At 53.1% G+C, this 25,766-nt stretch carries 26 protein-coding genes and 1 pseudogene; 14 read left to right on the top strand and 13 right to left on the bottom strand.

Annotation, left to right across the window (positions count from 1 at the left end; all coding sequences use genetic code 11):
* Window positions 1–127 precede the first annotated feature (127 nt).
* Genes FJ147_09815 through FJ147_09805 form a run of 3 tightly spaced genes read left to right on the top strand, consistent with a single transcriptional unit; the run spans window position 128 to window position 2,870 of the window.
* A complete protein-coding gene (locus FJ147_09815) occupies window positions 128–664 on the top strand; it encodes a hypothetical protein (protein MBM4256180.1) in 537 nt (178 codons plus the stop codon).
* Window positions 655–1,956 carry a hypothetical protein gene (locus FJ147_09810; GenBank protein MBM4256179.1) on the top strand — a complete coding sequence of 434 codons (1,302 nt, stop codon included), beginning with the start codon at window positions 655–657 and terminating at the stop codon, window positions 1,954–1,956. Before FJ147_09815 ends, FJ147_09810 begins: the two co-directional genes overlap by 10 nt.
* 5 nt (window positions 1,957–1,961) lie before the next feature.
* Complete coding sequence (locus tag FJ147_09805; protein ID MBM4256178.1) at window positions 1,962–2,870, top strand: hypothetical protein; 909 nt, start codon at window positions 1,962–1,964, stop codon at window positions 2,868–2,870.
* A 64-nt stretch (window positions 2,871–2,934) separates the two neighbouring features.
* On the opposite strand, the gene FJ147_09800 is transcribed toward FJ147_09805, so the two are convergent.
* The 3 genes from FJ147_09800 to FJ147_09790 form a co-directional block, all read right to left on the bottom strand.
* Complete coding sequence (locus FJ147_09800; GenBank protein ID MBM4256177.1) at window positions 2,935–4,149, bottom strand: CoA transferase; 1,215 nt, start codon at window positions 4,147–4,149, stop codon at window positions 2,935–2,937.
* Between the two features lie 9 nt (window positions 4,150–4,158).
* The gene (locus FJ147_09795) at window positions 4,159–5,193 is read right to left on the bottom strand and encodes an LLM class flavin-dependent oxidoreductase (protein ID MBM4256176.1); all 1,035 of its coding nucleotides are present in this window, start codon (window positions 5,191–5,193) and stop codon (window positions 4,159–4,161) included.
* Window positions 5,194–5,354: 161 nt separating this feature from the next.
* Window positions 5,355–6,455: a hypothetical protein gene (locus FJ147_09790; GenBank protein MBM4256175.1), complete on the bottom strand. Its 1,101-nt coding sequence runs from the start codon at window positions 6,453–6,455 to the stop codon at window positions 5,355–5,357.
* A 163-nt stretch (window positions 6,456–6,618) separates the two neighbouring features.
* Between FJ147_09790 and FJ147_09785 the strand changes: the two genes are divergently transcribed.
* Both FJ147_09785 and FJ147_09780 read left to right on the top strand, forming a co-directional pair.
* Window positions 6,619–7,275 carry a hypothetical protein gene (locus tag FJ147_09785; GenBank protein ID MBM4256174.1) on the top strand — a complete coding sequence of 219 codons (657 nt, stop codon included), beginning with the start codon at window positions 6,619–6,621 and terminating at the stop codon, window positions 7,273–7,275.
* Window positions 7,276–7,445: 170 nt separating this feature from the next.
* Window positions 7,446–8,270 (top strand): hypothetical protein, encoded by an 825-nt coding sequence (locus tag FJ147_09780; GenBank protein ID MBM4256173.1) that lies wholly within the window; start codon window positions 7,446–7,448, stop codon window positions 8,268–8,270.
* Here the strand turns inward: FJ147_09780 and FJ147_09775 are convergent.
* Complete coding sequence (locus FJ147_09775; protein MBM4256172.1) at window positions 8,267–9,496, bottom strand: CoA transferase; 1,230 nt, start codon at window positions 9,494–9,496, stop codon at window positions 8,267–8,269. The genes FJ147_09780 and FJ147_09775 overlap by 4 nt on opposite strands.
* 139 nt (window positions 9,497–9,635) lie before the next feature.
* Window positions 9,636–10,922, bottom strand: a complete 1,287-nt coding sequence (locus tag FJ147_09770; GenBank protein ID MBM4256171.1) for a CoA transferase — start codon at window positions 10,920–10,922, stop codon at window positions 9,636–9,638.
* Between the two features lie 48 nt (window positions 10,923–10,970).
* On the opposite strand from FJ147_09770, the gene FJ147_09765 reads away from it, so the two are divergent.
* Together FJ147_09765 and FJ147_09760 are read left to right on the top strand one after the other, a co-directional pair.
* Complete coding sequence (locus tag FJ147_09765; protein MBM4256170.1) at window positions 10,971–11,840, top strand: DUF72 domain-containing protein; 870 nt, start codon at window positions 10,971–10,973, stop codon at window positions 11,838–11,840.
* 15 nt (window positions 11,841–11,855) lie between these two features.
* Window positions 11,856–12,146 (top strand): DUF1232 domain-containing protein, encoded by a 291-nt coding sequence (locus FJ147_09760; GenBank protein ID MBM4256169.1) that lies wholly within the window; start codon window positions 11,856–11,858, stop codon window positions 12,144–12,146.
* Here the strand turns inward: FJ147_09760 and FJ147_09755 are convergent.
* Window positions 12,143–12,940 carry a hypothetical protein gene (locus tag FJ147_09755; protein ID MBM4256168.1) on the bottom strand — a complete coding sequence of 266 codons (798 nt, stop codon included), beginning with the start codon at window positions 12,938–12,940 and terminating at the stop codon, window positions 12,143–12,145. The two genes, FJ147_09760 and FJ147_09755, sit on opposite strands and share 4 nt — an antisense overlap.
* Before the next feature lie 200 nt (window positions 12,941–13,140).
* On the opposite strand from FJ147_09755, the gene FJ147_09750 reads away from it, so the two are divergent.
* On the top strand, window positions 13,141–13,377 hold the full coding sequence (locus FJ147_09750) for a hypothetical protein (GenBank protein MBM4256167.1): 237 nt from the start codon (window positions 13,141–13,143) through the stop codon (window positions 13,375–13,377).
* 171 nt (window positions 13,378–13,548) lie between these two features.
* Here FJ147_09750 and FJ147_09745 read toward each other — a convergent pair whose 3' ends face one another.
* Window positions 13,549–14,412, bottom strand: a complete 864-nt coding sequence (locus FJ147_09745) for a hypothetical protein (protein ID MBM4256166.1) — start codon at window positions 14,410–14,412, stop codon at window positions 13,549–13,551.
* Window positions 14,413–14,553: 141 nt separating this feature from the next.
* On the opposite strand from FJ147_09745, the gene FJ147_09740 reads away from it, so the two are divergent.
* From FJ147_09740 to FJ147_09715, 6 genes and pseudogenes are all read left to right on the top strand, one after another.
* Window positions 14,554–15,150, top strand: coding sequence for a CoA pyrophosphatase (locus FJ147_09740; protein ID MBM4256165.1), 597 nt, complete (start codon window positions 14,554–14,556; stop codon window positions 15,148–15,150).
* A gap of 51 nt (window positions 15,151–15,201) precedes the next feature.
* On the top strand, window positions 15,202–15,453 hold the full coding sequence (locus tag FJ147_09735) for a hypothetical protein (GenBank protein MBM4256164.1): 252 nt from the start codon (window positions 15,202–15,204) through the stop codon (window positions 15,451–15,453).
* Window positions 15,454–15,610: 157 nt separating this feature from the next.
* Window positions 15,611–16,720: an amidohydrolase gene (locus tag FJ147_09730; protein ID MBM4256163.1), complete on the top strand. Its 1,110-nt coding sequence runs from the start codon at window positions 15,611–15,613 to the stop codon at window positions 16,718–16,720.
* 179 nt (window positions 16,721–16,899) lie between these two features.
* A pseudogene (locus FJ147_09725) lies at window positions 16,900–17,211 on the top strand (type II toxin-antitoxin system MqsR family toxin).
* A complete protein-coding gene (locus tag FJ147_09720; GenBank protein ID MBM4256162.1) occupies window positions 17,088–17,699 on the top strand; it encodes a type II toxin-antitoxin system MqsA family antitoxin in 612 nt (203 codons plus the stop codon). The pseudogene FJ147_09725 and the gene FJ147_09720 overlap by 124 nt, the downstream one beginning before the upstream one ends.
* A gap of 31 nt (window positions 17,700–17,730) precedes the next feature.
* On the top strand, window positions 17,731–18,354 hold the full coding sequence (locus FJ147_09715; GenBank protein MBM4256161.1) for a Uma2 family endonuclease: 624 nt from the start codon (window positions 17,731–17,733) through the stop codon (window positions 18,352–18,354).
* Window positions 18,355–18,427: 73 nt separating this feature from the next.
* Here FJ147_09715 and FJ147_09710 read toward each other — a convergent pair whose 3' ends face one another.
* The 6 genes from FJ147_09710 to lysM form a co-directional block, all read right to left on the bottom strand.
* The gene (locus FJ147_09710; GenBank protein MBM4256160.1) at window positions 18,428–20,698 is read right to left on the bottom strand and encodes a xanthine dehydrogenase family protein molybdopterin-binding subunit; all 2,271 of its coding nucleotides are present in this window, start codon (window positions 20,696–20,698) and stop codon (window positions 18,428–18,430) included.
* Window positions 20,699–20,786: 88 nt separating this feature from the next.
* The gene (locus FJ147_09705) at window positions 20,787–21,083 is read right to left on the bottom strand and encodes a MoaD/ThiS family protein (GenBank protein ID MBM4256159.1); all 297 of its coding nucleotides are present in this window, start codon (window positions 21,081–21,083) and stop codon (window positions 20,787–20,789) included.
* A 108-nt stretch (window positions 21,084–21,191) separates the two neighbouring features.
* Complete coding sequence (locus tag FJ147_09700; GenBank protein ID MBM4256158.1) at window positions 21,192–23,465, bottom strand: xanthine dehydrogenase family protein molybdopterin-binding subunit; 2,274 nt, start codon at window positions 23,463–23,465, stop codon at window positions 21,192–21,194.
* Between the two features lie 3 nt (window positions 23,466–23,468).
* Window positions 23,469–23,951 carry a (2Fe-2S)-binding protein gene (locus FJ147_09695; GenBank protein MBM4256157.1) on the bottom strand — a complete coding sequence of 161 codons (483 nt, stop codon included), beginning with the start codon at window positions 23,949–23,951 and terminating at the stop codon, window positions 23,469–23,471.
* Between the two features lie 115 nt (window positions 23,952–24,066).
* Complete coding sequence (locus FJ147_09690) at window positions 24,067–24,936, bottom strand: xanthine dehydrogenase family protein subunit M (protein ID MBM4256156.1); 870 nt, start codon at window positions 24,934–24,936, stop codon at window positions 24,067–24,069.
* A 245-nt stretch (window positions 24,937–25,181) separates the two neighbouring features.
* Entirely contained in the window at window positions 25,182–25,619 is a 438-nt protein-coding gene (gene lysM, locus FJ147_09685) for a peptidoglycan-binding protein LysM (GenBank protein MBM4256155.1), read from the bottom strand.
* Between the last annotated feature and the right edge of the window lie 147 nt (window positions 25,620–25,766).

Genomic DNA, 25,766 nt, shown 5'->3' with positions numbered 1-25,766 from the left:
TGTTCTTCCATTCCGCACTCCGCAATCCGCAATCCGCATTCCGCACTTCTTCCTGTTTTCCCCGTTGAACTTCCCGCTGCGGATCGCTAACCTAGCCCGGTTACGGAAGGGAAAAGACACTCGTTACATGAATAACGCGAAACCGCCCCGTCACGGTTCACTCGCTTTGGCCCAGAGTGCCAAAGGTTCAGCAACTGCAGCGCTCCCGCCTCGTCAGGTACGTTTTCCTGCCGATCGCTCTCTCGGCATACTCTGGATGCGTGAGCGTGAGTTCGACCCTGAAGATTATGCATTTTGGGAACAACTCGGCGAGGCGCGCGGTGTCGTTGCAGTCCCGCCAGATAAAGAACTGCGCCTTATCGTTAACCCACAAGCTGCCACTGACCTCTCACCCTTGAGTCACCTCCGCCCTGACGACATACAGTACCTGCAGCTTTCCAGCACTCGTGTCTCCAACGCGCAATTGGCGCACCTGACCAAGCTCACCGGTTTGCGGGTGCTGTGGTTGTACGATACGCCGATCAGCGATCCCGGCCTGGCACATCTGCGTAGTTTATCTGGGCTACGGGTGCTGAATCTGCGCAGCACGTTGGTCAGCACGGCTGCGGTTGATACCCTCCAAGAAGCGTTACCACAATGTGAATTCCGCCGGGCATGGAAGTGACGGAGCAGCATCCTCTGACTCGCATTGCTTCAACTATACATATCACACTCTGTGCAGTATGGATTTTTCTTGGCGTGCAGTTAATGGTCACCGATGTCTGGGATGAGTCGAACGGCCTGACCTGGTTTTACGATCCGCACCAATCCTTGGCGCAGAAGTGCTCTCAGGTGTGGACCAAACCCGTAGCCCTCTTTCGTCCGCTTCCGACTATCTTTACCGCGGTGGTGATTCATTACCTACAGAATGACGAGTTCGCCTGGCGTTTGTTGCGCGCAGCCAACATGGGTCTCATGCTGGTGACATTGTCGTTGCTCCACAAGATTCGTGAGGTCTGGGGAGTACGCTCTCACCCCCACGCGCTCGCAGTGACGGTGCTCACACTCTACTCCGGGTCCGCCTGTATCGCTGCCGGGTGGTATGTCAACTGTTTTGATGTGTGGGCACTGCTTTTCCTTGTCGCGGGCCTCTTCCTGCTGTCACGTCAACAAGTCTGGACAGCGGGTCTGTCGTTTGGGGTGGCGTTCTTTTGCAAAGAGACCGCAATCTTGATTTTTCCTTTTCTGTTGCTGTTGGTCGCTATGCAACGTGTGCCAATTCGTGCAGTCATCCTGGCGGCAATTCCAGCTGTGGTGGGAGCCGGGAGCTACTTCGTACTTCGCAGTGTCCTGATTGACTTTGGCTCAGCACACGATATTCACTTGCTGCGCTGGGCGGATGTGTGGCCTACCTTGATGAATTTTACTGAAAGTTTCTGGCGACAAACGATGAAGGACAATGGCCAAGTGGTCAGTGGGTTCGTATGGCTCACTATTTCTCTGTTGACGGTGCCACACTGGCGTGGACGAGCGGGCCTTGCCCTCTTTTTCCTCTCCATCGTTCCTGTCTATCTGGGGATGTTTGCGTCGGACCAGCAAGGCAAGCTGATTCACCACTGGAACTTTATCGGTCGGCTCTACCTGATTCCTGGGGTCTTGGTGTTGCTCAGCCTCGTGGGACACACGTGGGGCTTGATGCTGCTTGCGATCCCGATCCTTTCTGGGGCGCTGATCACATATAGTGACCACATGCGCTTTCAGCGCGCATACGTGTCGATTCATGCACTTGCAGAACGAGAGTCGGAACGACCGCTATTACTGTACTCGTCCGTTCCGCTGCCAATTGACACCAGACGTAGCATCCAGTTTGGTGACTTTCCTGCGGCACGCTGGGAACTCGATCTGAGGAATGGTTCACTCTCCAAACGAGCCACGTCGCAAGCTCCAGCTCTCGAAAGGCAAGCGGTTCAACAGTAACGCGTATGTGGGCTGAGATTGCTTTCACCGCTGGATGTTTGCAAACCGTACGGAATGCGTGTTCTCGTAGCCTGGCAGGAAAAGTCTCGCCACTTCTCAATAGTTGGTCGCGCTTTGCCTTCAATCTCCCGCTCGCTCTTCCTGTGACTGCACTGTTAGTGTCTCGCCACGGCTGGCCGCAGTTACCGCTCGCGTTCTTTGGCTATTGCGGCGCAACGGCAGTCACGCAAATTCTTGGCAACATCGCGTTGGTTGCTGCGTTTAATCGCGCGAATTTTGCGCAGTCGATCGTGTTACACAAACTCGAAGTCGCTATCACCGCCATCATTGGGATGCTGTTGTTTGGCGAGTATCCCACCGCGATCGGGTGGGTTGGCATCGGCGTGTGTAGTCTTGGGGTGTTATTCATGAACCTCGGTCGAGAGACCGGACCCGAAGGTTGGCGACGAGCCTTTCATGTCGATATGGGAACTCTTTTGGCACTTGCCTGCGCACTTTTCATTGTCATCGCCAGCTTCATGCTGAAGGAGGCAAACAAAGTGTTTGTTACCGCCAACCCATGGGTCGGGTCTGGGCGATTCATTTCTTCAGCACACACCCTCTTTCATACGGTATGGATCGAGGTTGTTATCCTCACTCCCCTTATCGCCTTGACCCAACCACACGAATTTCGTCTCGTCCCAGTGCACTGGCGACGAATGGCGATTATCGGGGCTGCGGGCTTTGGCGGCAGCCTCTGTTGGTTTTGGTCATACTCGCTCACACTCGTGGCGTATGCCAAGGCCGTGGGTCAAATCGAAGCGATCCTTGCGGTTATCCTGGCGCTAGTGGTCTGGCGAGAACGCGAGATTCTGCGCCAGCTTCCCGGTGTCGCCCTGGTCACTGCTGGAATTGCGCTGGTGTTGTTGGGGTAACGTGTAATGCCGGTTCTCCCGGAGAATCGGGCACCCTGTTCACCCCTCGACAAGTTCCGGCTTGTTACCCAATCACTCCCTTTTCTCGCAGTCCTGCCATATCCTCCCACGAGTAACCAGCCGCAAGAAGAATCGCCTCTGTGTGTTGGCCAACTTCTGGGGCACAAGTACGCGTCTGGGCTGGCGTAGAGTGAAATTCAATCGGTGTTGCCACCATCTCGATGCGCTGACCGCTGGGATGGTCGACTTGCACGAATGAACCATTCGCGTGCGCTTGGGGATCGTTGATCACATCTTCCACCGTCTGAATCGGTGCCCAGAAGACGCCTTCAGCATCAAAAATAGCTCCCCACTCAGCGCGGGTCTTGGTCACAAGGATGTCATCGAGAATGGCAATCAACGCAGGGCCGTTTTCTCGTCGTGCCGCAGCATCAACAAAACGGGGATCAGCCAAGAGATCAGCACGGTTTACACCTTTACAAAAACCCGGCCAGTGGCGATCACTTTGCAGGTTCACCAACTGGAACCATTTGTTATCTTTGGCACGATAGGCGTTGAAGAGCGGATTGCCCATCTGCGTGCGACTCAAGCGGGGGATGTTTGCGCGATTCAAGAGCGCCGTCTGTACATCCATCGAGTTCACCCACAAGCCAGTCCGATACAACGACACCCACACTTCCTGTCCGACTCCGGTGCGCTGACGAGCCAAAAGCGCACCCGTCGTCGCAGCAACGACCGCGATTGACGTTGAATGATCGCCCATGCCAGGCCGCTGTCCTGGCGGTGGCGCACCAGGTTCACCAATGGTTGCCATCATGCCAGCGCGGGCCCAGAAGCCAGCATAATCAAACGCTGCCCGCTCTTTCTCGGGTCCAACTGGTCCATAGCCAGTCACCCACACATACACCAAACGTGGGTTAATGCCTTTGAGTGTGGCATACGTCATGTTGTAACGCTCAATCGCTGCCGGACGAAAATTGGTGAGAAAAACGTCGGCATCTTTAATCAAGCGGTAGGCAACCTCTTGCCCGTCTTTGCTCCGGACATCGAGCGCAAGACTTTTCTTGTTGCGATTGTCGCTGTCAAATGATCCGTTAATCGAAGATGCAGAGGTTGCCCCCACGCCGGTCGACAGAAACCCGCGGAACGGGTCACCGCCTTCTGGATCTTCGATCTTAATGACCTCTGCTCCCCAATCAGCCATAATCCCGCCAGCAGCAGGACCAGCGGCCCACATGCCTAACTCAACGATCTTCACCCCTTCGAGTACACCGGGCATCGTTCCTCCTCAGCGACAGCGTGGAATAACTTCTTTGGCAAACAGCTCCATTGAGCGCTTGACAATCGCGTGGTCGACTAAGCCACCTTGATTGAAATAGCCGATAAACTCATCCATCTGAAATTCATCACGCAGAGCGCGCACACGTTCCGCGCAGTAGTCTGGATCACCAAACACACTCATCCGATCCACGCTTTCGTACGTCGCTCGCTCTAATTTCTTGACCGCTTCCTGAAACGCTTCGTACCCCTTAATGGTTGCATCACCAAGCGGTTTCAGGCGTTCTCCTGCAGCACGGAAGAAATTCTTGATACTCGCTTCGTATTCGCGGCGCGCTTGCTCACGACTGTCTGAGACATGCACTGAGAACATTAACGCGACATCCTGCTTCACGCCGGGCTTCAGCGTTTGCCGATGCACGCCAAGAAATTCCTTCAACTTCGCCGGTGGATTGATGAGCGGTGAAGCGAAGATTGGTAATCCTAGCTGGCCCGCAATGGTAAACGTGTCCGGGCTGTTCGCCGCCAAGCGGATAGGCGGATGCGGCTTCTGGACCGGTTTCGGAACAATGGCCAGGTCTTCAGCCTGGAAATATCTTCCCTTATACGTGATCCGCTCTTGAGTCCAGGCTTTGAGAATCACATCGAGTGCTTCTTCGAACCGTTCACGACTTTCTTCTTGGGGGACGTTGTAGCCGACATAGTGAATCGGTGCGGTTCCGCGTCCAACACCAAATTCCAATCGTCCACCACTGAGGAGGTCGGCGACAGCGGCTTCTTCCGCTATTTTCACCGGACTATGCAGCGGCAACAACGTCACTGCCGTTCCCAAACGAATCCGTTTGGTACGTTGCGCAGCAGCCGCTAGCACCATCAGCGGCGACGCTAACAACGACGAGCGCCGACCAAAATGAAGTTCCCCGAGCCAAACGGTATCGAACCCTACCCTGTCTCCTAGCTCAATCTGCGCGAGGATATCTTCATACCGTTGCTGCTCTGACTGTGAATCTGCACACGGAAGCTGATCAAAGAAACCAAAACGCATAGTGTTCTCCCACAAAAGGTGCTCAGTTCTCAGTGGTCAGCAAAAACGGGAGAACTGGCTCAAGGTGACCCAAAAGAGCCCTGTGCTTTCTCTCTTGTATTGCTTTTGCCTCTCTCCATTTATCCTTTTTCCCGTTTATCCCGCATCTCCTCTTCGCCGCCTTATTGACCATTGCTCGCCGACAACTGACAGTTTGGCACACAGAATTGTTTCTCATTCTGCATCGACACGAAGTCGTTCAGATGGCGAATCCCCACTAAGAAGCGCGCCAAGCTTTGCCAGGCTGGCACCAATGGCACCATACTCAATGCGTAGAGCGCTTCGTAGAAACTCACCCGGCGCCACCACGACGAGTCTTCATCACAGACAGTGTGAGACCACTTTGTTGCGCCAAAGAGTTGAAGAAAACCGTGCAACAAAAACCCGTCGCTCAGGGCCTGCAGTTGTTCATCACCAACATGCAACGCCATCGAGAAAGTAGGCGACGCACTCCGCTCCGCCTGAATGGTAAACAGCCCAAGGCGTAACGCTAGCAGCTCTGCAGACAACCAACTTTTACACTTGGCAATGTCCATGGCAAAATCGCCACGGTTCAAACCGATCGCTGCAATAGGATCAAGAATCATGACCTGTGGCACAGGGCGACGTAAACTCGGGAGTCGTACGAGAACATTTTCCGGGTACAAGTCTCCGTGTACTTTCCGCACCACCGTAGGGCAGAGGGTTTCCTGTAACCACGAACTTTCCCGAATCTCGTCCAACAAGGAGAACACATTACGGTAGGGCTGGCCATTAATGACAATGGACTCAGAGAAAATGAACGGACGAAACGCCGAGAGTTCAGGAATTCGCAGGAGTCCTTTTTCGAGGAGCACCAGGAGTCGATCAGGGTACACTGCCGTTTCTTGTGGATACGTGAGCGGAAAGATCCCCGCGAACATTACTTCCATCACGCGCGTCAGCAGCGTTAACGCGCGCGGTCGATCGATGGCCCCGGTCAAAATGAGGTCAGACAGGACCACCCATTCTTGCCCGAAATATGGCATCTCATAGAATATCGGCTGCCCGTCATTCTGTTTGTGAGAACCGAGCACGCGGGGAAAATACTGGCGGTAGCGTGGCGGTACTTCCTCAAGCCACGCAATCTCCGTTAGTAACGTGCCATCGGGCCGAGGCTTTGCTTGTTTGCGAACGATCGGTTCCCCCCGTTCGTTCGTGAGCAGAAAAAGCTGCTCATGGTATCCCTCGCGCATTAGCTGCACGCTTCCCTCCCTCTTAATGGCAAGGCCAATGAAAAATTAAAAATGAAAAATTAAGAACGGAGAACTGAGACAAGTTTTTTTCTTCATTTTGCATTTTTCATTCTTCATTAATTCTCTACTGACTACTGCGTTCTGCTTCCCCCTGTCAAGCCGCGCCGGTGTCATGGTAAGAGGGAGGCATTCAGTCGCTCAGGAGGGACATATGAAACTCGGCGGAGTATTGGCCTGGCATCCACATGTGGCAATGACACAGGATGAAATTGATGAATTTCTTTCCGGCCGTTGGGTGGCACGGTTGGCAACGCATGGAACCGATGGCTACCCCCATATTGCACCACTGTGGTACTACTGGGACGGAGAGTCTTTCTACGTTTCCCTGACACGCAAACGCCAGTCGTGCAAAAATTTACAGCACAATCCCCGCTGCTCAGTGGTCGTCGATATGGACGAGCGTCCATTGATGGGCATGCGCAGTAACTTCGCCAAGGCGGTGCTGATTTTTGGCGATGCAGAAATGACCGAGGTTGGCTCCGGCAAGAAAGTCACTATTGGTGCAGGCCCATGGAAAGGCGAATATACGCCCGAACAAGCTGTTGCGATGCTATCGAGTCGGTATGGATTATTTGAACGCGACGGCGCGCTTGGTATGACTCGCGAAGCCTTTCGCGGCATGTTTGCGCAACAGGGTGTGGAAGAAAGTCAAATTTTCAAGGACAACATCGGTCGCGTGTTCACCAAGATTGTGCCCAAAAAGATTCAAGCGTGGGATTTCTCTAAGTCGCCGATTGAGCATGTTCCGGAGAAAGGGGTTGGGGGTTAGGGGTTGGCAAAACGATGAATGATGCTGATACCTGACCACTGATAACTGAGAACCTCTCCTCATGAACAACCACCTGGACCCATGGCTTCACATTTCCCCGATCTCCCGGCGCACTTTCTTACGACACACAGTCACAGGACTTGGGTCATTATTGCTGCCGCTCCCGACTTTTGCTGCCGGGAGGACACAACCAGATCCTGACAGGAGTCATCAACACCTGGATACTCACACTCCCTGGTTGTGTCTTGTGGCTCTTTTCCTGGTACGACGGCTGGAACAACTCGTTTCACAAAGGGTACGAGCAAGCAGCGGTCGGACCGCTCACCGGCATCCTTGGTGTCGTCCTGTTTATTGCGGCAATGTTCTACGTCCCGCTGGCGCAAGTGCGACAAGCGGTTACTGGACAATGGCGGGCATTTTATCAAGGGCGTCTTATTTGGCAGGTCCTTCGTTGTCGTTGGCGCGCGTGTCTGGGGTTGGCAGCACTGTACTCGCTTATTGCACTGCCAGTGAATGTTCTACGAACGTTGCCAGCGTTTTTTCCGCAACTCAATCCAGCCTTGAATGGCCTCACTACAACTGAAGCGCAGGAGATTCTCAAGCCGTACTTTTTCTGGAGTGCTGCGGTCGTCTTTCCGGCGTATGTCGGGTTACGGCTCGCGGCAGCCCGTATTTATGCATCTGGCGTTCTTACTCTCCTTCAGGAAGGATCGTTACGTCTTGCCGACTTGAGCACGGGTGAGCGGGAAACATTACAGCGACTAGACCTGGTATCAGCTCAGCTTCCGCTTACAGGACAATCATCACTTCTTAAACGCCTTGGTGCTCCTCTCCAATTCATCACTGTCGGTGTCGTGATGGCCCTCGTATGGTTCATCTTCGTCGCGCAGATTTACGTGTCTGAGTTCCTCAATTACCATCCGGTCTCTGGCTGGCTGAACCAACCGCTCGTGCAGATGCCGTGGTTCCGCGATCTCCCTTCGACACCACCCTAAGACGGAAAAATCGGTGCATTGCTGATAATGCGCTCCTTGACGAGTGTCTCGACTTCCTGCGACGACAGTCCAAGAACCGTCCCAAAGACATACTGGTTATGCTCACCAAAGCACGGCGATGGCCGTTCGACCGTCGATTCTCCGGGCGAAAATCGCGGAACAAATCCAGGATAGAGATGTGTCCCAGCTTCAGCTTTATCGATCGGCAGCATAAATTCACGCGCAGTGATATGCGCGTCACTTAAGACTTCTAATCCCGAGATCACTGCCCCTGCGGCGACACCGGCATGTTGCAGGAGTTCCATCGCTTCGTAATGGTCGTGCGTTCTCGTCCATTCAGCAATATGACGGTCGAGTTCGTCTTCTGCTGCTTTCCTTTCGGCAGCAGTTGCATATTGCTCACGTTGCGCCCAGGCTGGGTTTCCGAGTACCTGACAGAACTTCTGCCATTGCTCATCAGAGGCAATGGTAATCATGAGCCATTCATCATCACCTTTACTCGGATAACAGCCGTGTGGCGCCATGGCCGGATGACGGTTGCCTCGCCGCCCTTGGACAACACCATTGATCGTGTAATCGAGCAACGCTTCAGCGTTCATCGGTAAGAGTCCCTCCACATGTGAGACATCGATGGACACACCAGCACCGCTGCGATCTCGCTCGAACAGACCAACCAACGTCGCAAAACAGCCATTGAGCGCTGTCCCCGGATCACCAATGGCATTACTCAACATCTGTGGCGGACCATCGGTATAGCCACTGACACCAGTAATCCCGGCCATAGCTTCAGTCGTGCAACCGAAGCCGATATATTCACTGTCTGGTCCACTGCCACCAAAAGCAGGTAAGGTCACCATCACCAGCTTTGGATTCACCGCAGATAACGCCTGAAAATCGATGCCAAGCTTGCGCAAGCTCCGCAGTGGATAATTTGCCACCAACACATCACTGACACGCACCAGTTCACGGAACAACTCCCGGCCACGTGGATGCGTCAATTCGAGCGCAATGCCGTATTTGTTCCGATTGACGGTGTTGAAGGTCGGCGAGGCCTCGTACAGTTTTGGACCATCAGCCGTCCCTTGTAGTCCGGCACCACGCCACCAGTCCATGTGTGAGGGCGATTCGACTTTAATCACTTCAGCGCCAAAGTCTGCCATCAAGCAGGTACCCAGTGGCCCGGCCCAACCGTTTGTGAGATCGACAATACGTAGGGGCTTCGACATTGGTTGACTCCTTACTGTATTTCTTTTGAGATAATCTAACGTAAGACGGGTTGCGTGGTACGTGGTGCGTGGTACGTGGTACGTGAAAATGTTTATCAGCGGCCTCACGTCACACGCACCACACAACACATCTCACGTTTTATACTACCCCCGCTGCCCGCATATCCCGCAGCTCCGCAGCACTGTACCCCAACTGCCTGCACAGCACGTCTTCAGTATGCTCGCCAAGCAACGGTGCACGACGCAAGGACCACGGCAGTTTCCCTTGTTCACGGAATGGCGGTCCAGGAATTTGTACTTTACCGCCTTCTGGATGTTCAATGTCAATACAAGCTTGCCGCTCTTTGAGATGTGGCCAGTTTACGACTTCGTCTGGGGTCGGGATCGGCGACGTTGGAATCCCGCGTTTCTGGGCAGTGTGAAAGACGTCCCACTTGCCGCGCGTCTTCAACCACGGCTCCAACACGCCATGTAACTCTTTGGCATGGGCACCAATAGTCGCCAGGTTATTAAACCGTGGCTCAGCCGCAAGATCAGGGCGTCCAGCCAGTTCTAACAGATGGTGCACATGCTGTGGCAACCCTGCATGAAACCCGACGTAACCATCCGCGCAGGGTAATGTCACAAGATTCGGGTACCCAAGATGAAACTGGCGTCCAGAACGTTTGCGCAAAAAACCAGCGTAGGAAAACGCGACAAAGTCATAGAGCGTCGTCGCGATGAGTGCTTCTTGAATCGAGACTTCAACTGACTGACTTTGTCCAGTTTCATTGCGATGACGTACAGCTTGTAAAGCCCCAATTGCGGCATAGAGCCCGGCCATGTATTGCCCAAAGGCGCCACCCGGTTGCACCGGCGGACGATCGACTTCCCCCATCGGATAGGTCCACACTCCTAGTGCATACGCGACCCCGTCGGTCATTTGGTAGTCGCGATATGGTCCCGAAGACCCAAAGTTAGTCAGCGACACGGTCACTAAACGTGGATTAACTTTTTCCAAATCTGCCCGCGAGAGACCGAGACGATCCATGACACCTGGGCGGAAATTTTCGACGAGTACGTCAGCTTGTCGGGCAAGCCGCAGTACAACTTCACGCCCCCGGTCGTGCTTGAGATCAAGGGTAATGCCGTATTTATTCGTATTGAGAAAACAGAAGAGCCCGCTACGTTCCACACCTGGCGTGTTCGCAAAAAATGGCGGGAGCGTCCGTGCGCCGTCACCGACACCAGGACGCTCGACTTTCACAACCTGTGCACCGTAGTCAGCCAACATCTTGGTACAATATGGACCAGCGATGTAATGCGTGAGATCAACCACACGAATACCGCTCAGTGCCTGTTGCATGCACGGTTCTCCTTTTTCACCAGGAACAGCGAGCGAGTATGCGCCTAGGCCCCTATACATGTCAAGGTAAACGGCGTGCACGCTGGCCGACTCTTGACTCTGCCGCCTAACTCTCCCTATCGTGTCCCTATGGCTTCTCTGTCGCACTTCTTCCTCGGCTGCGCAGTATGGGCTTACAAGGGATGGTTGGGCGAATTCTTTCCTCCAGGCAGTCGCACGGCTGATTTCCTTCGCCTGTACAGCCAACGCCTCACGGCTGTCGAAATTAACGCGACGTTTGATGGTGTCCCGAGTCGTGAGACTGTCACACGCTGGGCAGCAGAAACTCCTCCTGGTTTTCGTTTTTGCCCTAAGTTGCCACGTGATTTGACCCACAAAGGACTGCTCCAACCGTCAATTCCTGGAGCACTGCAGTTTGGTAAACTGATGCAAGGGCTCGGTGATCGTCTGGGACCGATTTTCGTGCAGTTACCGCCACAGTACGGCCCGACCATGCTGCATGATCTCGGCGCGTTTCTCGCAACATGGCCACGACAGGAAATCCCTCTTGCTGTAGAGGTCCGTCATCCCGATTGGTTTCGTGAACCACATAGCAGTGCACTCACTTCGCTCTTAGAGAGAAATAGTGTCGGCCGCGTCCTCCTCGATACGCGCCCAATTTATGAAGGGCCCGATGATCCCCAGGTCGGTATGGAGCGACGCAAACCAAAGTTACCACTACACCCCTGTGTAACGGCTCCGTTTAGCCTCGTTCGTTTTATTAGCCACCCGCAACAAAAGAGTAACAACCAGTTCATGGAGGAGTGGCTCACGCAGGTTGAGCAGTGGTTACATCAGGGCATACAGATCTATTTCTTTGTGCATTGCCCGATTGAAGAGCACTCGCCTGGAACCGCGCGTCACTTCCAGTCGTTACTTGAGCAACGGAAGATTCCTGTTCCGTCATTACCGTGGAACACGGTTACCTCTGCACCGACACAACTGAGGTTGTTCAGCTAGCCGTAGAGACTGTAGATGCTTGACAAATTCAAGGAAATCGCACGAACTCTTCGCCAACACCTGGCGTTCTACACTGCGCTTTATCACGACCCGCGCACGCCACGACTGGCACGCTATCTCCTCTGGGCAGCGCTCGCGTACGTCGCGCTCCCTTTCGATCTCATTCCAGATTTTCTCCCCATCATTGGACATCTCGACGATGTGATTATTGTGCCCGCCCTGATTTTTCTTGCCGTGCGGTTGATTCCTGCCGTTGTGTACGACGAGCATTGGCGCAAGATGTTTGACGAGCATGCTCAAGCTTAACGATGTCGCTCCGCGTGCTTCACCAACCACCCATGCAATCTCCCTGGGTCATTGGTGATAATCCCATCAACATCAACCTCCTCTACGAGGAATCGCCAATCATCCTCGTTATCCACTGTCCACGGAAAAATACGAAGCCCTGCAGCATGACAACGGGCTCCGAGATCAGGCCAGTCGCGCAAAACAGAGAACTCTGGGTGAACGGAAAAACACGCGTACTCACGCGCACGGACGACAATCCCATCGCAATTCCCACATTGCTGAGCTTGCGCGTGATCGAGCAGTAATCCTAGTGACAACTGTTGATCGTATTGTCTTACCAAACGCAAACTCTCGTGATTGAAGCTGGAAACCAGGACCTGGTCACTCAGTCCATAGGTTCGTACTAACGACACAAGTCGAGCCTCAATACCAGGATAGTGGATGGCGTCGGTTTTGAGTTCCACGTTATACAGCAGTGAATCCCTCAGAGTTGAAAACACCTGCGCAAGGGAAGGAATCGTCACCAATTGCTCATTCCGCTGCCCAACCACTTTGGTCATTAACACCGACTCAGGAAGGGAACCGACGGTGGTTGGCTCCCGACATAACCGTTCAAGTGTCTCGTCGTGGAAGACGATCAACTTTTCATCTACACTCTGTTGCACATCGAGTTCGATCATATGTGCACCAGTGTCACGGGCAGTCACAAACGAAAAGAGGGTATTCTCCGGGCACGTAGCGGCCGCACCACGGTGGCCAATGACAAGGCAACGCGCAGGGATTTGCTCTCGAGGTTGAGTCAACGTTCGCATAGTGCAACAGTATCATCCAGGCAGTGAGGGAAATGGCAAAACAAAACTTGACAGCGGCACCCAAATACCACGATAACTATATTTATACAGAGACCCACTGACCGCGTTGACGACAAATGGCTTTTCTCTGTAGAGTGCCGGAGGCGAAAATAAGGAGGCAGGGAGACTTGCTGCTTCCCCCCCTCATAAGAGGAAAATACATGATCATTGATACCGAAACATTTGCAGAAATCGAAAGCGCCGTCACCCAAGCAACACAGGGCGTGAGTGCCGCTACCCAACTTGTCAAAGGCCTTGGTCCACAAACTGAAGAAGCGCGAGCCTACATTGGCCGGTTACTCAACCAAATCCTGGAAGTCCAAGTCCATGTGCAACGGGCCAGTGCAGTGCTCGATGCCGTCAAAGAAGCGAATCAGGAGGAATCCTCGCACCAGTAGTGAGCCAGAAGAAACAGCGCACTAGAGAATCGGCAAGGAAGAGCGCACAGCGCCTATCACTTTGTTCCTCGCTTCGTCTGCTCTGTGTTTCTCTACTTCATCGCCTGTGATCGCAGTGTCCGATTCTCGTACTCTCAGGCTCAGGCGCGCTTGTCTTCACTGTCCCATTCCTTAGTTTCCCGGTCGAGGAGTCAATATTTGACGTAAGAAGTCATCAATACTCAAACCTCGCTGCCGCCAGAGATACTCACGTGGCCGTTCGTGAACAGCACGAGCCATGCGAGGATGCTCTCGCAGCCAGTCCGCTAGCGCCGGATTATCGCGTACGAACTCACGACTATTGATCAGTTCTGGCTCGCGATACAGGGCATTGGCAATCTCCCATTCGCGATCGAGAAAGCGCTCAAATTCACGCACCTCTTCGGCTGTCAGTGGCCTCACCTCTTCGGAAGACGTATCTTCTCCACGACGGGCATACTCACGTGGATTCGCAAGAATGATGCGCGCGGCGCGGCGATGACTATAGAGCCAGTCATCCAGCGCTTCGTTACGCCGAATATACGTGGAGTCCTTCAACAGGTCTGGATTACGATACAGCTCACGGGCAATCGAGTCATGCGCATCAAGGAATTCTTCCCAACTGCGCAGGTCTTGGTCGCTTAACTCTCGTCGAGACCCTTCGTCGTCTCGACGATCACGCTGGTGCCACAATACGGCACGTGGATTCATACGAATCGCTCGGGCCGCTCGCGGATGGGTCACCAACCATCGTCGGAGCGATGGGTTCTTACGTATATACGCGCGGTCGTTGAGCAAATCTGGGTTGCTATAAAGATCATCCGCAACCTCCCAATGGGCATCAAGATAATCTTCAAAACTCCGCAGATCCTCATCTGAAATGCGCGAGAGTGTCGAGTAGTCTTGGTAGTCATCCACGGCAGAGTCACGAGCAGCACCTATCTGCGGCAGGCTGAGGGCCACACAGAGCAGTCCAATACTACTCACCAGCAACGGCACTTTTCTCAAAAACGCCATACGTCTCCTTTTCTCATGGCAGGAAGCTACGCGCCCTGTCCTACCACATCGCTGACAGAGGACAAAGGGGGAAAGTGATATTTCGTATTCGCTCTGCTAGGTAAATTGCGATATAATCAAATTCTGCTCTTGGGGAGTGGCATGGTACATAAAAAGATTTCTCGCATTCGTCATCAGTTATCTGACCATAATCCAGACCGTGTCGTGCTTGAGGACCCCATGCGCGCAGCGGTGGCGCTACTTCTTCAGCCACAAGAAGAAGATCTGCATGTGCTATTTATCCACCGCGCGCATCATCCACATGACCCCTGGTCTGGCCACATGGCTTTTCCCGGGGGGCGCAAAGATCCAGAAGATCCCGACTTACTGGTCACAATCTCACGTGAGACACGGGAAGAGGTGGGAATCGATCTCGATCTTCACGGTGAGTACCTTGGTCGCTTAACCGAAGTCCAAGCTATGGCACGCGGCAAGCTCACCAATATGGCAGTCTCTCCATTTGTGTATCTTGTCTCATCAGAAGCGCAACCCGAGCCAGATCCCGTCGAAGTCCAGGATACCATTTGGGTACCCTTGTCGTTTATGCAACGCGATGGCGTTGAGCGGACCGTTCGCCGAGATTTACCTGACCAGACAACGATTGAGGTGCCTGCGCTCGTCTATGGCGGCAAGACCATCTGGGGTCTCACCTATCGAGTACTACGCGATTTTCTCGGTCTCATTCGTGAACACGAATGAGCACACAACAGCAACCAACAACGACAACGACCGCTACAACCGGAGGGTACCATGCTCACGACAAAACCAAGCCTTGGAGGAGAACCGCGCTTTATCCGTCGCGACATCGTCGGACCAGACGGGAAAAGCCGAGAAGGATGGGAATTGTGGCTTGGCGAGCACTGCTTCGGTCGTGCAGACAACAAAGAAGCATTGCTCAGCAGCTTAGAGCGGCAACAGCGTCCGCCGCAGTCGTTTCATTGGCGTGAAGTCCATCGCCAGCGCTTTGAGCGTGCACGACCGAATCGCAAAGAAGAAGTATAGCGCGCTGCTGTACACAGCCCGCATTCCCTTGACAGCAAACTCTCGCCTATGAGAAGACATTAGCAAGGAGCTTTGACGCAGACAGTGGTCAGGGCCATAAGAAAGAGATCGCTGTCACCGTCATTTCGTTCTTTATATTCTATAAGGAGGACCGTGCATGGCTAATCTGCGTTTCGTGTCTGCCGACTCGCACATGATGGAGCCCGCAGATTTGTGGGCTACTCGCTTGGATAACAAGTTCCGCGATCGTTCACCAAAAGTTATCCAAAACCCAAAGAAACCAGGCCTTATCTTTGTTGCTGAAGGTATTGACCCCTTCCCTGTCGCGGGCGGCTTTGGCGCTGGCCGTTCAGGTGAAGAATTGAAAGAGCATTTATCAAAGGGCTATGAAGCTGCGCGCCCCAGCGGTTGGGATCCGGTCGAACGTATTAAAGATCAGGACCTTGATGGTGTCGAAGCCGAAGTGCTCTACACGACGCTTGGTATGCCATTGTTCGGCCTCCAAGATGCAGACCTGCAACGCGCCTGTTTCGGCGTGTACAATGATTGGGTTGCTGACTTCTGCTCGCATAACTCAAAGCGACTGTACGGCGTCGGCCTCGTCTCGCTCGAAGATATCGACATGGGGGTCAAAGAACTCGAACGCATTGCTAAACGTGGCATGCGCGGTGCGATGATCTGGGGTTCGCCACCGGAAGATAAGCCCTATAGCAGCCGCGAGTATGACAAGTTCTGGCAAGCTGCCTCGGAAACGAAAATGCCGCTATCACTTCATGTGATTACCGGCAAGAGCAAAGAAAGTAAAGTCAATTTCGAGCAGATCAGCACCTTCTACATGAACATCATTCATGAAGTGCAACGCTCGCTGACCCAGTTGATCTTCGGTGGTGTGTTAGAGCGCTTCCCGAAACTCACGATCGTTTCTGCTGAGAACGACACCGGCTGGTTCCCCCATTATATGTACCGCATGGATCATGCGTACGAGAAGTTTAATGCGATGGAGAAGAACCCACTGCCGATGAAACCCAGTGATTATGTTCGTCGTCAGATGTGGGCAACATTCCAAGACGATCCAGTCGGTCCAGCGACCTACAAGATCTTCGGCGAGAATAACTACATGTGGGCATCGGACTTCCCGCACACCGATTCAACCTGGCCAGAATCGCGTCAGTGGATCGCTAAAGACTTCAATGGCGTACCGGATGAAGTGACCCGTAAGATCGTGTTCGAGAACGCGGTGAAGTTGTATCGGATGGATTTGAACTAGGAAGCTATCAGCAGTCAGCTTTCAGCGATCAGCAAGAAAAACGGCCAGGAGACAACTCCTGGCCGTTTTTTATTTTCTGAAGAATCTTGAACGGCAAGTACCTTCATGGTACCTGTCAGTAAGTCTCCTTTTAGCTCCATCGAGCGACACCCTGGAGATCCACGGTCAATGAGAAGCGTAAACCACAGTACTCTCTCAAACAGTTACAAGAGTTAGTCAAAGATCCTGCGACTCGACAGATCACTGCCTCATCACGTTGTGGTGCAGCAACGTTTAATTGGAGTGAAGAAGATATTGTCCAATGCATCGTGAGACTGACTCATCAAGATTTTTACAAATCGATGACGACGTATCAAAACTCTAAACTTTGGCAAGGTGTCTATCGTCCAGCGTTTCGCAATGTGGAACTTTACGTCAAGCTACAAATTGCACCAGACGAACGAGGAGTCGTAATTTCATTCAAAGAACGGAAACAAGGAGAGCAACCTTGAACCCCCAAAGAGCTCTGACAGAAGGGGCCTATTGCTCCCAGTGTGGAAAACCTGGGTTGACGTTTCGTCGACGCCCTGAGGTTTTTTCATATAAAGGCAGTACCCTAAGGATTGAAGACTACGGAGTCTTCGCGTGCCCAACCTGCGGTGAGGAATATCTTGATCATCCATTGATCATGGAAACTGAACCACAGATCCGCAACTGGCAACGCCAAGTCGATGGCTTGCTCACGACAGATGAGATCAAAGCCATTCGTAAAAAGATCGGTGCGACACAGTCAGAATTTTCCCGCATCCTTGGTGGAGGGCCGAAGAGTTTCTCCAAGTACGAGACTGGCGTCATCAACCAAAGTGAAGCGATGGATCAATTGCTGAGATTAATTCGCGATGTTCCAGGAGTGTGGGAAAATCTCAAACGGCAAGCAGAAGCGAAGCGACGAATCACCCAGCGTCTCAAGCGGCGCATGAGTATTCGGAGAGCTGCTTAACGTTGGGAATCCAGATAAGAGGAGCAACACTATGGCAGCAACCACACACGCAGTTGTACCCCCTGCTCATCAGCCTGTAGAGGTTTCAGCTGAGAGTATCTGGCGGCTCAGTGTTGACCAGTATCATGCCATGATTCAGGCGGGCATTCTCACTGACGATGACCCTGTCGAATTGCTAGAAGGATGGTTGGTAACAAAAATGTCGAAAAACCCAAAGCATCGTGTCGTGACTCAACTGATCCGAGAAGCCATAGCTCAGATCCTACCCACAGGTTGGTATGTCGACGTTCAAGAACCTGTAACAACAAAAGATAGCGAACCAGAACCTAACGTAGCCGTAGTGCGAGGCAATAGACGTCAATACTTTGACCATCATCCTAGTCCCCAAGATATCGCTCTGGTCGTTGAGGTAGCGGACTCCAGCTTACGGCGAGATCGGACGCTGAAAAAACGAATTTACGCAGCGGCTGGAATTTCTATCTATTGGATTGTCAATTTGCTTGCGAATGAAATTGAAGTGCATAGCGAACCTTCAGAACCAAGCGAGCAGCCGGATTACCGTCAGCAACAGACTTTTGGTCTAGAAGATACAATAGCGATCATTCTTCATGGCCGTGAGATAGGATCTCTATCAGTGAGAGAATTACTTTCGTAGATAAGGGACAGGGACGGCTTACAAGGAAAGATTTCTTACTGTCCCCTGTAACCCGTCCCCTGTCCCCTGTTCTCTACTTCTTCTCCAACACCGCCTTCACAATCTTCGGCGGTGACATCGGCAGTTGCTCTAAGCGCACGCCAAGGGCGTTGTGCAACGCATTGGCGATCGCAGCCGGTGGCGGCACGATCGGGACTTCACCAACGCCACGAATACCAACCGGATGTCCTGGGTTTGGCACTTCGAGTAGCACGGTGTCGATCATCGGCAGGTCGAGCGTGGTTGGCATGCGATAATCGAGGAACCCCGAATTGCGCATGACGCCATTATCGTCGTAGAAATACTCTTCATTGAGCGCCCAGCCGATACCTTGCGCGACACCACCTTGAATCTGTCCTTCGACGTAGCTGGGGTGAATCGCCTTCCCTACGTCTTGGATTGCAGTGTAACGCAGGACATCAACTTTGCCAGTCTCTGGATCAACTTCAACGTCGACAATGTGCGTGGCAAAGGCAGGACCAATGCCGCGTGGGTTCACGGACGCACTGCCTGTGACAGGGCCACCAGCTCTGGCTAAGCGACCAGCCAGTTGCTTGAGGGGCATCGACTCCTGCCCGAAAGACGCCACACCATCTTGATAACTCACTTCTTCAGGCTTGGTCTTCCACAACACCGCCGCCCGCTCTTTGAGTAGCTTCACGGCTTCTTGAGCAGCTTCGTACACCGCATAACCAGTCGCGAAGGTCACACGGCTACCGCCAGTGACGTCGGTATGACCGATTGAGTCAGTATCAGCCACAACAGGGTTCACTTGTTCAGCCTTGAGGCCCAGCACTTCGGCGGCAATCATCGCACAGGACGCACGCGATCCACCGATGTCTGGTGACCCAGTCACCACGTTCGCGGTCCCATCAGCATTGATACTCACAGTTGCCGTTGATTGCATGCCAGCATTGAACCAGAACCCTGAAGCAACGCCACGTCCGTATTTCTTGCCATTCGTTGCTTTGGGTAACTGTGACTTGTAGTGTTCGCTGTTCTTTGCGGCTTCGAGCGTCTCAAGAAAACCGATGCGGCGGAATTGCGGCCCTGCAGGCTGGGCAGTCCCTTCCTTGGCACCATTGATACGACGGAACTCGATCGGATCGATGCCGAGTTTCTCAGCGACTTCATCAAGTACGGTCTCTGCCGCAAATGATGCATTGGTCGCACCAGGCGCACGGTACGCGCAGGTCTTAGGCTTGTTGAGCACCACATCGAACCCATCGATCTGCAGGTTTTCGAGCGCATAGGGAGCCAGCACGGTCATACAGCCAGCACCAACCGGCGAGCCAGGGAACGCTCCTGCCTCGTATGCTAACCACATTTGCGCAGCAGTAATCTTGCCGTCTTTGGTCGCGCCAATTTTGCACTTAATGTGAGAACCAGACGTCGGACCAGTGGCGCGCAGCACTTCACTGCGGCTCATCACCATCTTCACGGGTTTGCCTGTTTTACGCGAGAGAAACAGTGCCAGTGGTTCGAGATAGACAGTGGTTTTGCCACCAAAGCCACCACCAATTTCCGCGGGCACAACTTTGATGCTGCCGACCGGCATTTGCAGGATATGCGCGCTCAGTTCACGCACCGAGAATGTCCCTTGCGTGCTACACCAGATGGTCCCATGACCATCTGAGTTATACTGCGCCACGGCATTGTGGGGCTCAATATAGCCCTGATGCACCATGGAGGTGTCAAACTCACGTTCAACAACGACAGCCGCGGCTTTGAACCCAGCTTCAACATCGCCACGAGCAAAACGGACTTGGTTAGCGACGTTGGTCTCTTTATCGCTTGGCTCCGGGGTACCTGCCGTGCGCATATCAGCATGGAGAATCTGGGCCCCAGTGGCTGCCATCGATTGACGGACATCAAGCACTGCCGGCAGCACTTCATACTCAACTTTGATCAGTGCCAAGGCTTCTTCGGCGATATGTGGGCTGGTCGCAGCAACCGCGGCAATCGCATGACCGTTGTACAACGCCTTATCTTTGGCTAGCACATTCATCGAGAGAAAGCGCGGGTTAATCACCATCTCGCCCATCTGTTGGGCACCAGAGGGGAGTTCCGGAAGATCTTTCCCAGTAATGACAGCTTTCACGCCGGGCAGTTTCAAGGCTGCAGAAGCGTCTATCGATTTGATCCTGGCATGCGCATGGGGGCTGCGTAGCACCTTTCCATGCAGCAATCCCGGTAAACTAATGTCGGCTCCATATTTGGCACGACCTGTGACTTTGTCTACACCGTCGTGCCGAATCGGACGGGTACCGATGACTTTGAATTTGGCCTCCTGCACCGTCGCCATGAGTTACCTCCTCAGTATTATTTTGCAAAAAAATGGGGAAGAACGTCATACGCCCTTCCCCCTCAGACTCAATCAACTACACGAGTGTTCATCCTCCAGCAATAGCGGGAACAAAATGGATCTCGCTGTCAGCCGGAATAGGTTCAGATAAACCTCCAGTGATAACTTCTCCATTGATCGAGACGGCAATCGAACCTGCTAAATCACCATGCTCAACCACACGCTCGCGAAAACCGGGGAACTGGCGGTCAAGATCGTTAATCAGCTCTCCGAGCGTCGCTCCAGTTGCCGTGGTTCGATCTTGCCCTCTCGTCAATTTACGCATTAACGCAGGAATGAAAACAGTGGCCATATGACTTGAAGCGGAGAGGTGTCTCTTCTTCACACCTCTCTCTTTTTATGACTTTAGACAATTCGCGTAACTGAAGCGTAAAACGTAATAGGGAAGGAGGGGCGGTTACGTTTTACGCTTTACGTTTTACACTTTACGTGCTTACTTCTTCTCCGCAATTGCCTTGCACACCTTGGGCGGTGACATCGGCAGTTCGGTCATACGCACACCAACAGCCCGGTAGATCGCATTGGCAATCGCGGCTGGTGGTGGGACGATGGGAACTTCACCAACGCCACGAATACCGATCGGATGACCAGGATTCGGGACTTCAATCAAGACTGTCTCGATCAACGGCAGATCAAGTGTCGTGGGCATACGATAATCGAGGAAGCCCGCGTTGCGGAGCGTCCCCTTATCATCATAGAAGTATTCTTCATTCAATGCCCAGCCAACGCCTTGCGCGACAGCGCCTTGGATCTGGCCTTCGACATAGCTCGGATGTACTGCCTTACCAACATCTTGGATCGCGGTGTAGCGTAGCACATCAACCTTACCGGTCTCTGAGTCAACGGCCACATCAACCACATGCGTAGCGAAAGCTGGGCCAACCCCACGCGGATTCACTGACGCCCGACCACCAACTGGACCTCCAGCGCGAGGAAGTTTGGCCGCGAGTTCTTTCAGCGTCATCGATTCTTGCCCATTGGCTGTACGCGAAACGACGCCGTCTTGGTACGCGACTTCTTCTGGTTTGGCTTTCCACAGGACTGCCGCCCTCTGCTTCAATAAGTTCACTGCCTCCTGAGCGGCTTCGTACACCGCATAACCAGTCGCAAAGGTCACACGGCTACCACCGGTCATATCCGTGTGACCAATGGATTCGGTATCAGCAACGACCGGATGCACTTCCTCTGCTTTGAGACCAAGCACTTCAGCGGCGATCATGGCGCAGGATGCACGCGAACCACCAATGTCAGGTGAGCCAGTCACAACACTGGCTGTTCCATCAGAGTTGATGTTCACTGTTGCGCTTGACTGAAAGCCGGCATTGAACCAGAACCCTGAAGCGATACCTCGTCCAACCTTTTTTCCAGGGACTTGCGGTAATGGCGATTTGTAGTGATCGCTATTCTTGGCAGCTTCCAGAGTTTCTAAGTAGCCGATGCGCAAGAACTTCGGCCCCGCTGGTTGCGCGGTTCCTTCTTTTGCCCCATTGATGCGACGGAATTCGACCGGATCAATGCCAACCTTTTCTGCCAATTCATCGATAACCGTCTCTGCACCCATCGATGAAGTTGTCGCTCCCGGTGCACGGTACGCAGCCGTCTTCGGTCGGTTGACCACGACGTCGAAGCCGTCAATCTGCAGGTTTTCCAGATCATACGGAGCAAGCACAGTCATAGCGCCAGCGCCAACCGGCGAACCTGGAAATGCACCAGCTTGGTACGCCAGCCAAATTTGTGCTGCCGTAATCTTGCCTTGTTTATTCGCGCCCATCTTCACGCGCATGTTGGCACCAGACGTCGGCCCAGTGGCGCGCAGCACTTCACCGCGCGTCATGACCAATTTGACTGGCTTGCCAGACTTTTTCGACAGTAACAAGGCAAGTGGCTCAAGATAGATACCAATTTTTCCGCCAAAGCCACCACCAATTTCTGCTGGCACCACTTTCATTGAACTCGCCGGGATATTCAGCACCAGTGCGCACTGATCACGAGTAGTGAAGGCGCCCTGGGTGCTCGTCCAAATTGTCGTCTGTCCATCAGCATTATACTGCGCCACAGCGTTATGGGGCTCAATATATCCTTGGTGGACCATCGCAGTGTCGAAGGTCTTCTCGACAATCACATCAGCGGCTTTGAAGCCAGCATCGAGGTCGCCACGCGCAAAGCGCACTTGACTGGCAACATTGGTTGGTTTGTCGCTCTTCTCCGGCGATCCACTCGTACGGAGGTCAGGATGGAGAATTGGAGCGCCATCTTTCATTGCCGCTTCGGCATCCAGCACATGGGGAAGCACTTCATAGTCGACCTTAATCAGGCGAATTGCTTCTTCCGCAATGTGCGTACTCGTAGCTGCCACGGCCGCAACCGGATGACCATCGTAGAGCACCTTATCATGCGCCAACATGTTCATCGACATGAAGTGAGGATTCATGGCTAACTCACCCATGGGAACAACACCATTATGGACCTTCGGAATGTCGGCACTCGTGATAACAGCCTTCACGCCAGGCAACTTTGCCGCTGCCGAGATATCAATCGATTTAATCCGCGCATGCGCATGGGGGCTGCGTAGTACTTTCCCGTGAAGCAATCCGGGTAAACTAATGTCTGCGCCATATTTGGCACGGCCAGTGACTTTGTCCACGCCGTCGTGCCGAATCGGACGAGTCCCAATAACTTTAAACTTGGCTTCCTGTACAGTGGCCATAAGTTACCTCCCTTGCATAACTGCGGCAGCATCGAGCACCGCACGCACGATCTTATCATATCCAGTACAACGACACAGGTTTCCAGCTAACGCAAACCGAACTTCGTGTTCAGTCGGCTTTGGGTTCTTATCAAGCAGCGCTTTTGCTGCGACTAAGAATCCCGGCGTACAAATCCCACATTGCAGAGCTGCATGCTCTAGGAACTTTTGTTGGAGCGGATGGAGTTTCTCACCATCTTTAGCCATTCCTTCGACGGTCTCGATGGTGCGCCCTTGCATTTCCGGGCCAAGGACTAGGCACGAACAGACAACGCGACCATCCATAATCATACTGCACGCGCCACAGTCGCCAGTCAGACAGCCCTCTTTTACTCCCGTAAATCCGAGGACATCGCGAAGGACTTCAAGTGCGCTTTGACGTGGTTCACAAAGAAACTCAACTTGCTCGCCATTGAGTGTTGTTTCGACATGTACTTTGCCTGACATGATGTTTCCTTCTTTCGCTTCGCTTTAGTGACGAGGAATGGGTAATGAGTGATGAGGAAAAACTCAGCAAGACAAAGTCTTCACTCGGTACTCATTACTCGGTACTCATTACTCATTACTTCTTCCGTGCTCGTGCTCCGGCTTCCGTTAGCACACGCCGGGTGAGAACGCCAACCATGTGTTTGCGATACTCGGCGGTCCCGCGCATATCAGAGATTGGTGTGGCGTGCTGCTGCGCTAAAGCAGCGGCAGCGGCGATGTTTTGTTCATTGAACGGCTTGCCAACGAGTGAGTCACCCGCAGCTTTGGCAAACAGCGGCGTCGGCGCAACCGCACCTAAGCCAATACGCGCCGCTGTGCAGGTATCTCCATTCAACGTGACTGACGCCCCAACACCGACCACGGCAATATCCATTTCATTGCGTGGAATGAACCGCTGATAACAATCAGAGGAATGAGGCTTTGGCGCTGGAATACGGAATTCAACGAGCATTTCTCCAGGCTGCAGCACGGTTTGCCCTGGGGATTTGATAAAGTCCTCGGCTTTCACAGTGCGTGTTCCTTTGGAACTGGCAATCACACACTCCGCTCCCAACGCAATCAATGCAGGAGGACTATCTGCTGCAGGCGAACCATTGCACAAGTTTCCACCCACCGAGCATCGATTCTTAATTTGCACTGAGCCGATGAGCCAGGCAGCTTCGGTCAAACCAGGATATTTGTCCTGCATCATCTTATCTTCGAAGATGCGGACACTTGGTACTGCGGCTCCCAGACGCAAGCCAGTTTGCGGATCAAAAGAAATGATCTGCAGCTCTGGAATGTTCTTGACATCAACAAGCACACTGGGCTGTCGAGTTGCAGCTCGCATCTGGATCAATAAGTCTGTCCCGCCGACCAAAGCTCGCGCTTTGTCACCGGACGACGAAAAAAGACTGAGCGCCTGATCAAGTGATCGAGGGGCTTCATAAGTAAACGCTTGCACAGTTCCCTCCTACGTGACGACGTCCGCACGGACCGGATGTCTGCCTGCGCACTTTAGTGAGCCCTGGCATGAGATGCAAGGGCAAAACACTGGGAAAGAAGCAGAGATACAACCCCCGTTGTCCGTTACGGCGGGGCAGTTTATACCACCCCATCTCTGGACACGCAACCGAACCGCGGAGAAAAAAAAGAGGACACAACATGTGTGTCCTCTTTCGCAGTCAGAAAAAGTGAGAATTCGTGCGATTAATCCAACGGAATACGAATCTTCTGCCCAGGGAAAATCATGTTCGCATCTTTGATCACTTCGCGGTTCGCCTCGAAGATACGATTGTATTTGTTTGGATCTCCATAGAATTGTTTTGAGATCTTAGACAAGTTGTCGCCTGACTTAATGATGTAGTAGTCGACTTTCTCCTTCTCCGCAGGTGCCTGGACTTGCCCAGCACCAACCTCACCAACGCCTTGTACGTTCCCAGCAATCAAGACCGCTTTTTGCATGGCTTCAGCAGATGCGGCATTCCCAGACAACGCTACTTTACCACTGGTCGGATCGTAATTGACGCTAAGGCCGGTGATACCTGGATTCGTTGACTCAATCTCTGCCTTGATCTTCTCTGCCGCTTCTTCGTCCCGGTTGAAGATCTTCTTGCCAATGTTCCTGACAAAATCGAACAGTCCCATAACTCCTCCTCTCGTTCTCCTACGAGTTAGGCATGGGCAAGAATTAAGTTACCGATTAAGAGCGAGGAAGAAGCGTATAGTTCCAATCGCCATGAAACTTACCGGGTTTGATATTGAGCGCTTGAAACTCATCGTCGGAGACCTGTA

The sequence above is a fragment of the Deltaproteobacteria bacterium genome (assembly GCA_016874775.1).
GTDB lineage: Bacteria > Desulfobacterota > Binatia > Bin18 > Bin18 > VGTJ01.
The sequence above is the reverse complement of the archived record's forward strand: the minus strand, read 5'-3'. Positions and strand labels throughout refer to the sequence as shown.

Bases quoted from the DNA above. Each gene is read 5' to 3' on its own strand.
- lysM (MBM4256155.1), bottom strand. From the start codon at position 25,619: ATGGGACTGTTCGATTTTGTCAGGAACATTGGCAAGAAGATCTTCAAC.
- FJ147_09735 (MBM4256164.1), top strand. From the start codon at position 15,202: ATGCTCACGACAAAACCAAGCCTTGGAGGAGAACCGCGCTTTATCCGT.
- FJ147_09800 (MBM4256177.1), bottom strand. From the start codon at position 4,149: ATGCCCGGTGTACTCGAAGGGGTGAAGATCGTTGAGTTAGGCATGTGG.
- FJ147_09755 (MBM4256168.1), bottom strand. From the start codon at position 12,940: ATGCGAACGTTGACTCAACCTCGAGAGCAAATCCCTGCGCGTTGCCTT.
- FJ147_09775 (MBM4256172.1), bottom strand. From the start codon at position 9,496: ATGTCGAAGCCCCTACGTATTGTCGATCTCACAAACGGTTGGGCCGGG.
- FJ147_09760 (MBM4256169.1), top strand. From the start codon at position 11,856: ATGCTTGACAAATTCAAGGAAATCGCACGAACTCTTCGCCAACACCTG.
- FJ147_09815 (MBM4256180.1), top strand. From the start codon at position 128: ATGAATAACGCGAAACCGCCCCGTCACGGTTCACTCGCTTTGGCCCAG.
- FJ147_09695 (MBM4256157.1), bottom strand. From the start codon at position 23,951: ATGTCAGGCAAAGTACATGTCGAAACAACACTCAATGGCGAGCAAGTT.
- FJ147_09810 (MBM4256179.1), top strand. From the start codon at position 655: ATGGAAGTGACGGAGCAGCATCCTCTGACTCGCATTGCTTCAACTATA.
- FJ147_09785 (MBM4256174.1), top strand. From the start codon at position 6,619: ATGGTAAGAGGGAGGCATTCAGTCGCTCAGGAGGGACATATGAAACTC.
- FJ147_09710 (MBM4256160.1), bottom strand. From the start codon at position 20,698: ATGGCGACGGTGCAGGAGGCCAAATTCAAAGTCATCGGTACCCGTCCG.
- FJ147_09715 (MBM4256161.1), top strand. From the start codon at position 17,731: ATGGCAGCAACCACACACGCAGTTGTACCCCCTGCTCATCAGCCTGTA.
- FJ147_09765 (MBM4256170.1), top strand. From the start codon at position 10,971: ATGGCTTCTCTGTCGCACTTCTTCCTCGGCTGCGCAGTATGGGCTTAC.
- FJ147_09700 (MBM4256158.1), bottom strand. From the start codon at position 23,465: ATGGCCACTGTACAGGAAGCCAAGTTTAAAGTTATTGGGACTCGTCCG.
- FJ147_09740 (MBM4256165.1), top strand. From the start codon at position 14,554: ATGGTACATAAAAAGATTTCTCGCATTCGTCATCAGTTATCTGACCAT.
- FJ147_09730 (MBM4256163.1), top strand. From the start codon at position 15,611: ATGGCTAATCTGCGTTTCGTGTCTGCCGACTCGCACATGATGGAGCCC.
- FJ147_09750 (MBM4256167.1), top strand. From the start codon at position 13,141: ATGATCATTGATACCGAAACATTTGCAGAAATCGAAAGCGCCGTCACC.
- FJ147_09795 (MBM4256176.1), bottom strand. From the start codon at position 5,193: ATGCGTTTTGGTTTCTTTGATCAGCTTCCGTGTGCAGATTCACAGTCA.
- FJ147_09745 (MBM4256166.1), bottom strand. From the start codon at position 14,412: ATGGCGTTTTTGAGAAAAGTGCCGTTGCTGGTGAGTAGTATTGGACTG.
- FJ147_09805 (MBM4256178.1), top strand. From the start codon at position 1,962: ATGTGGGCTGAGATTGCTTTCACCGCTGGATGTTTGCAAACCGTACGG.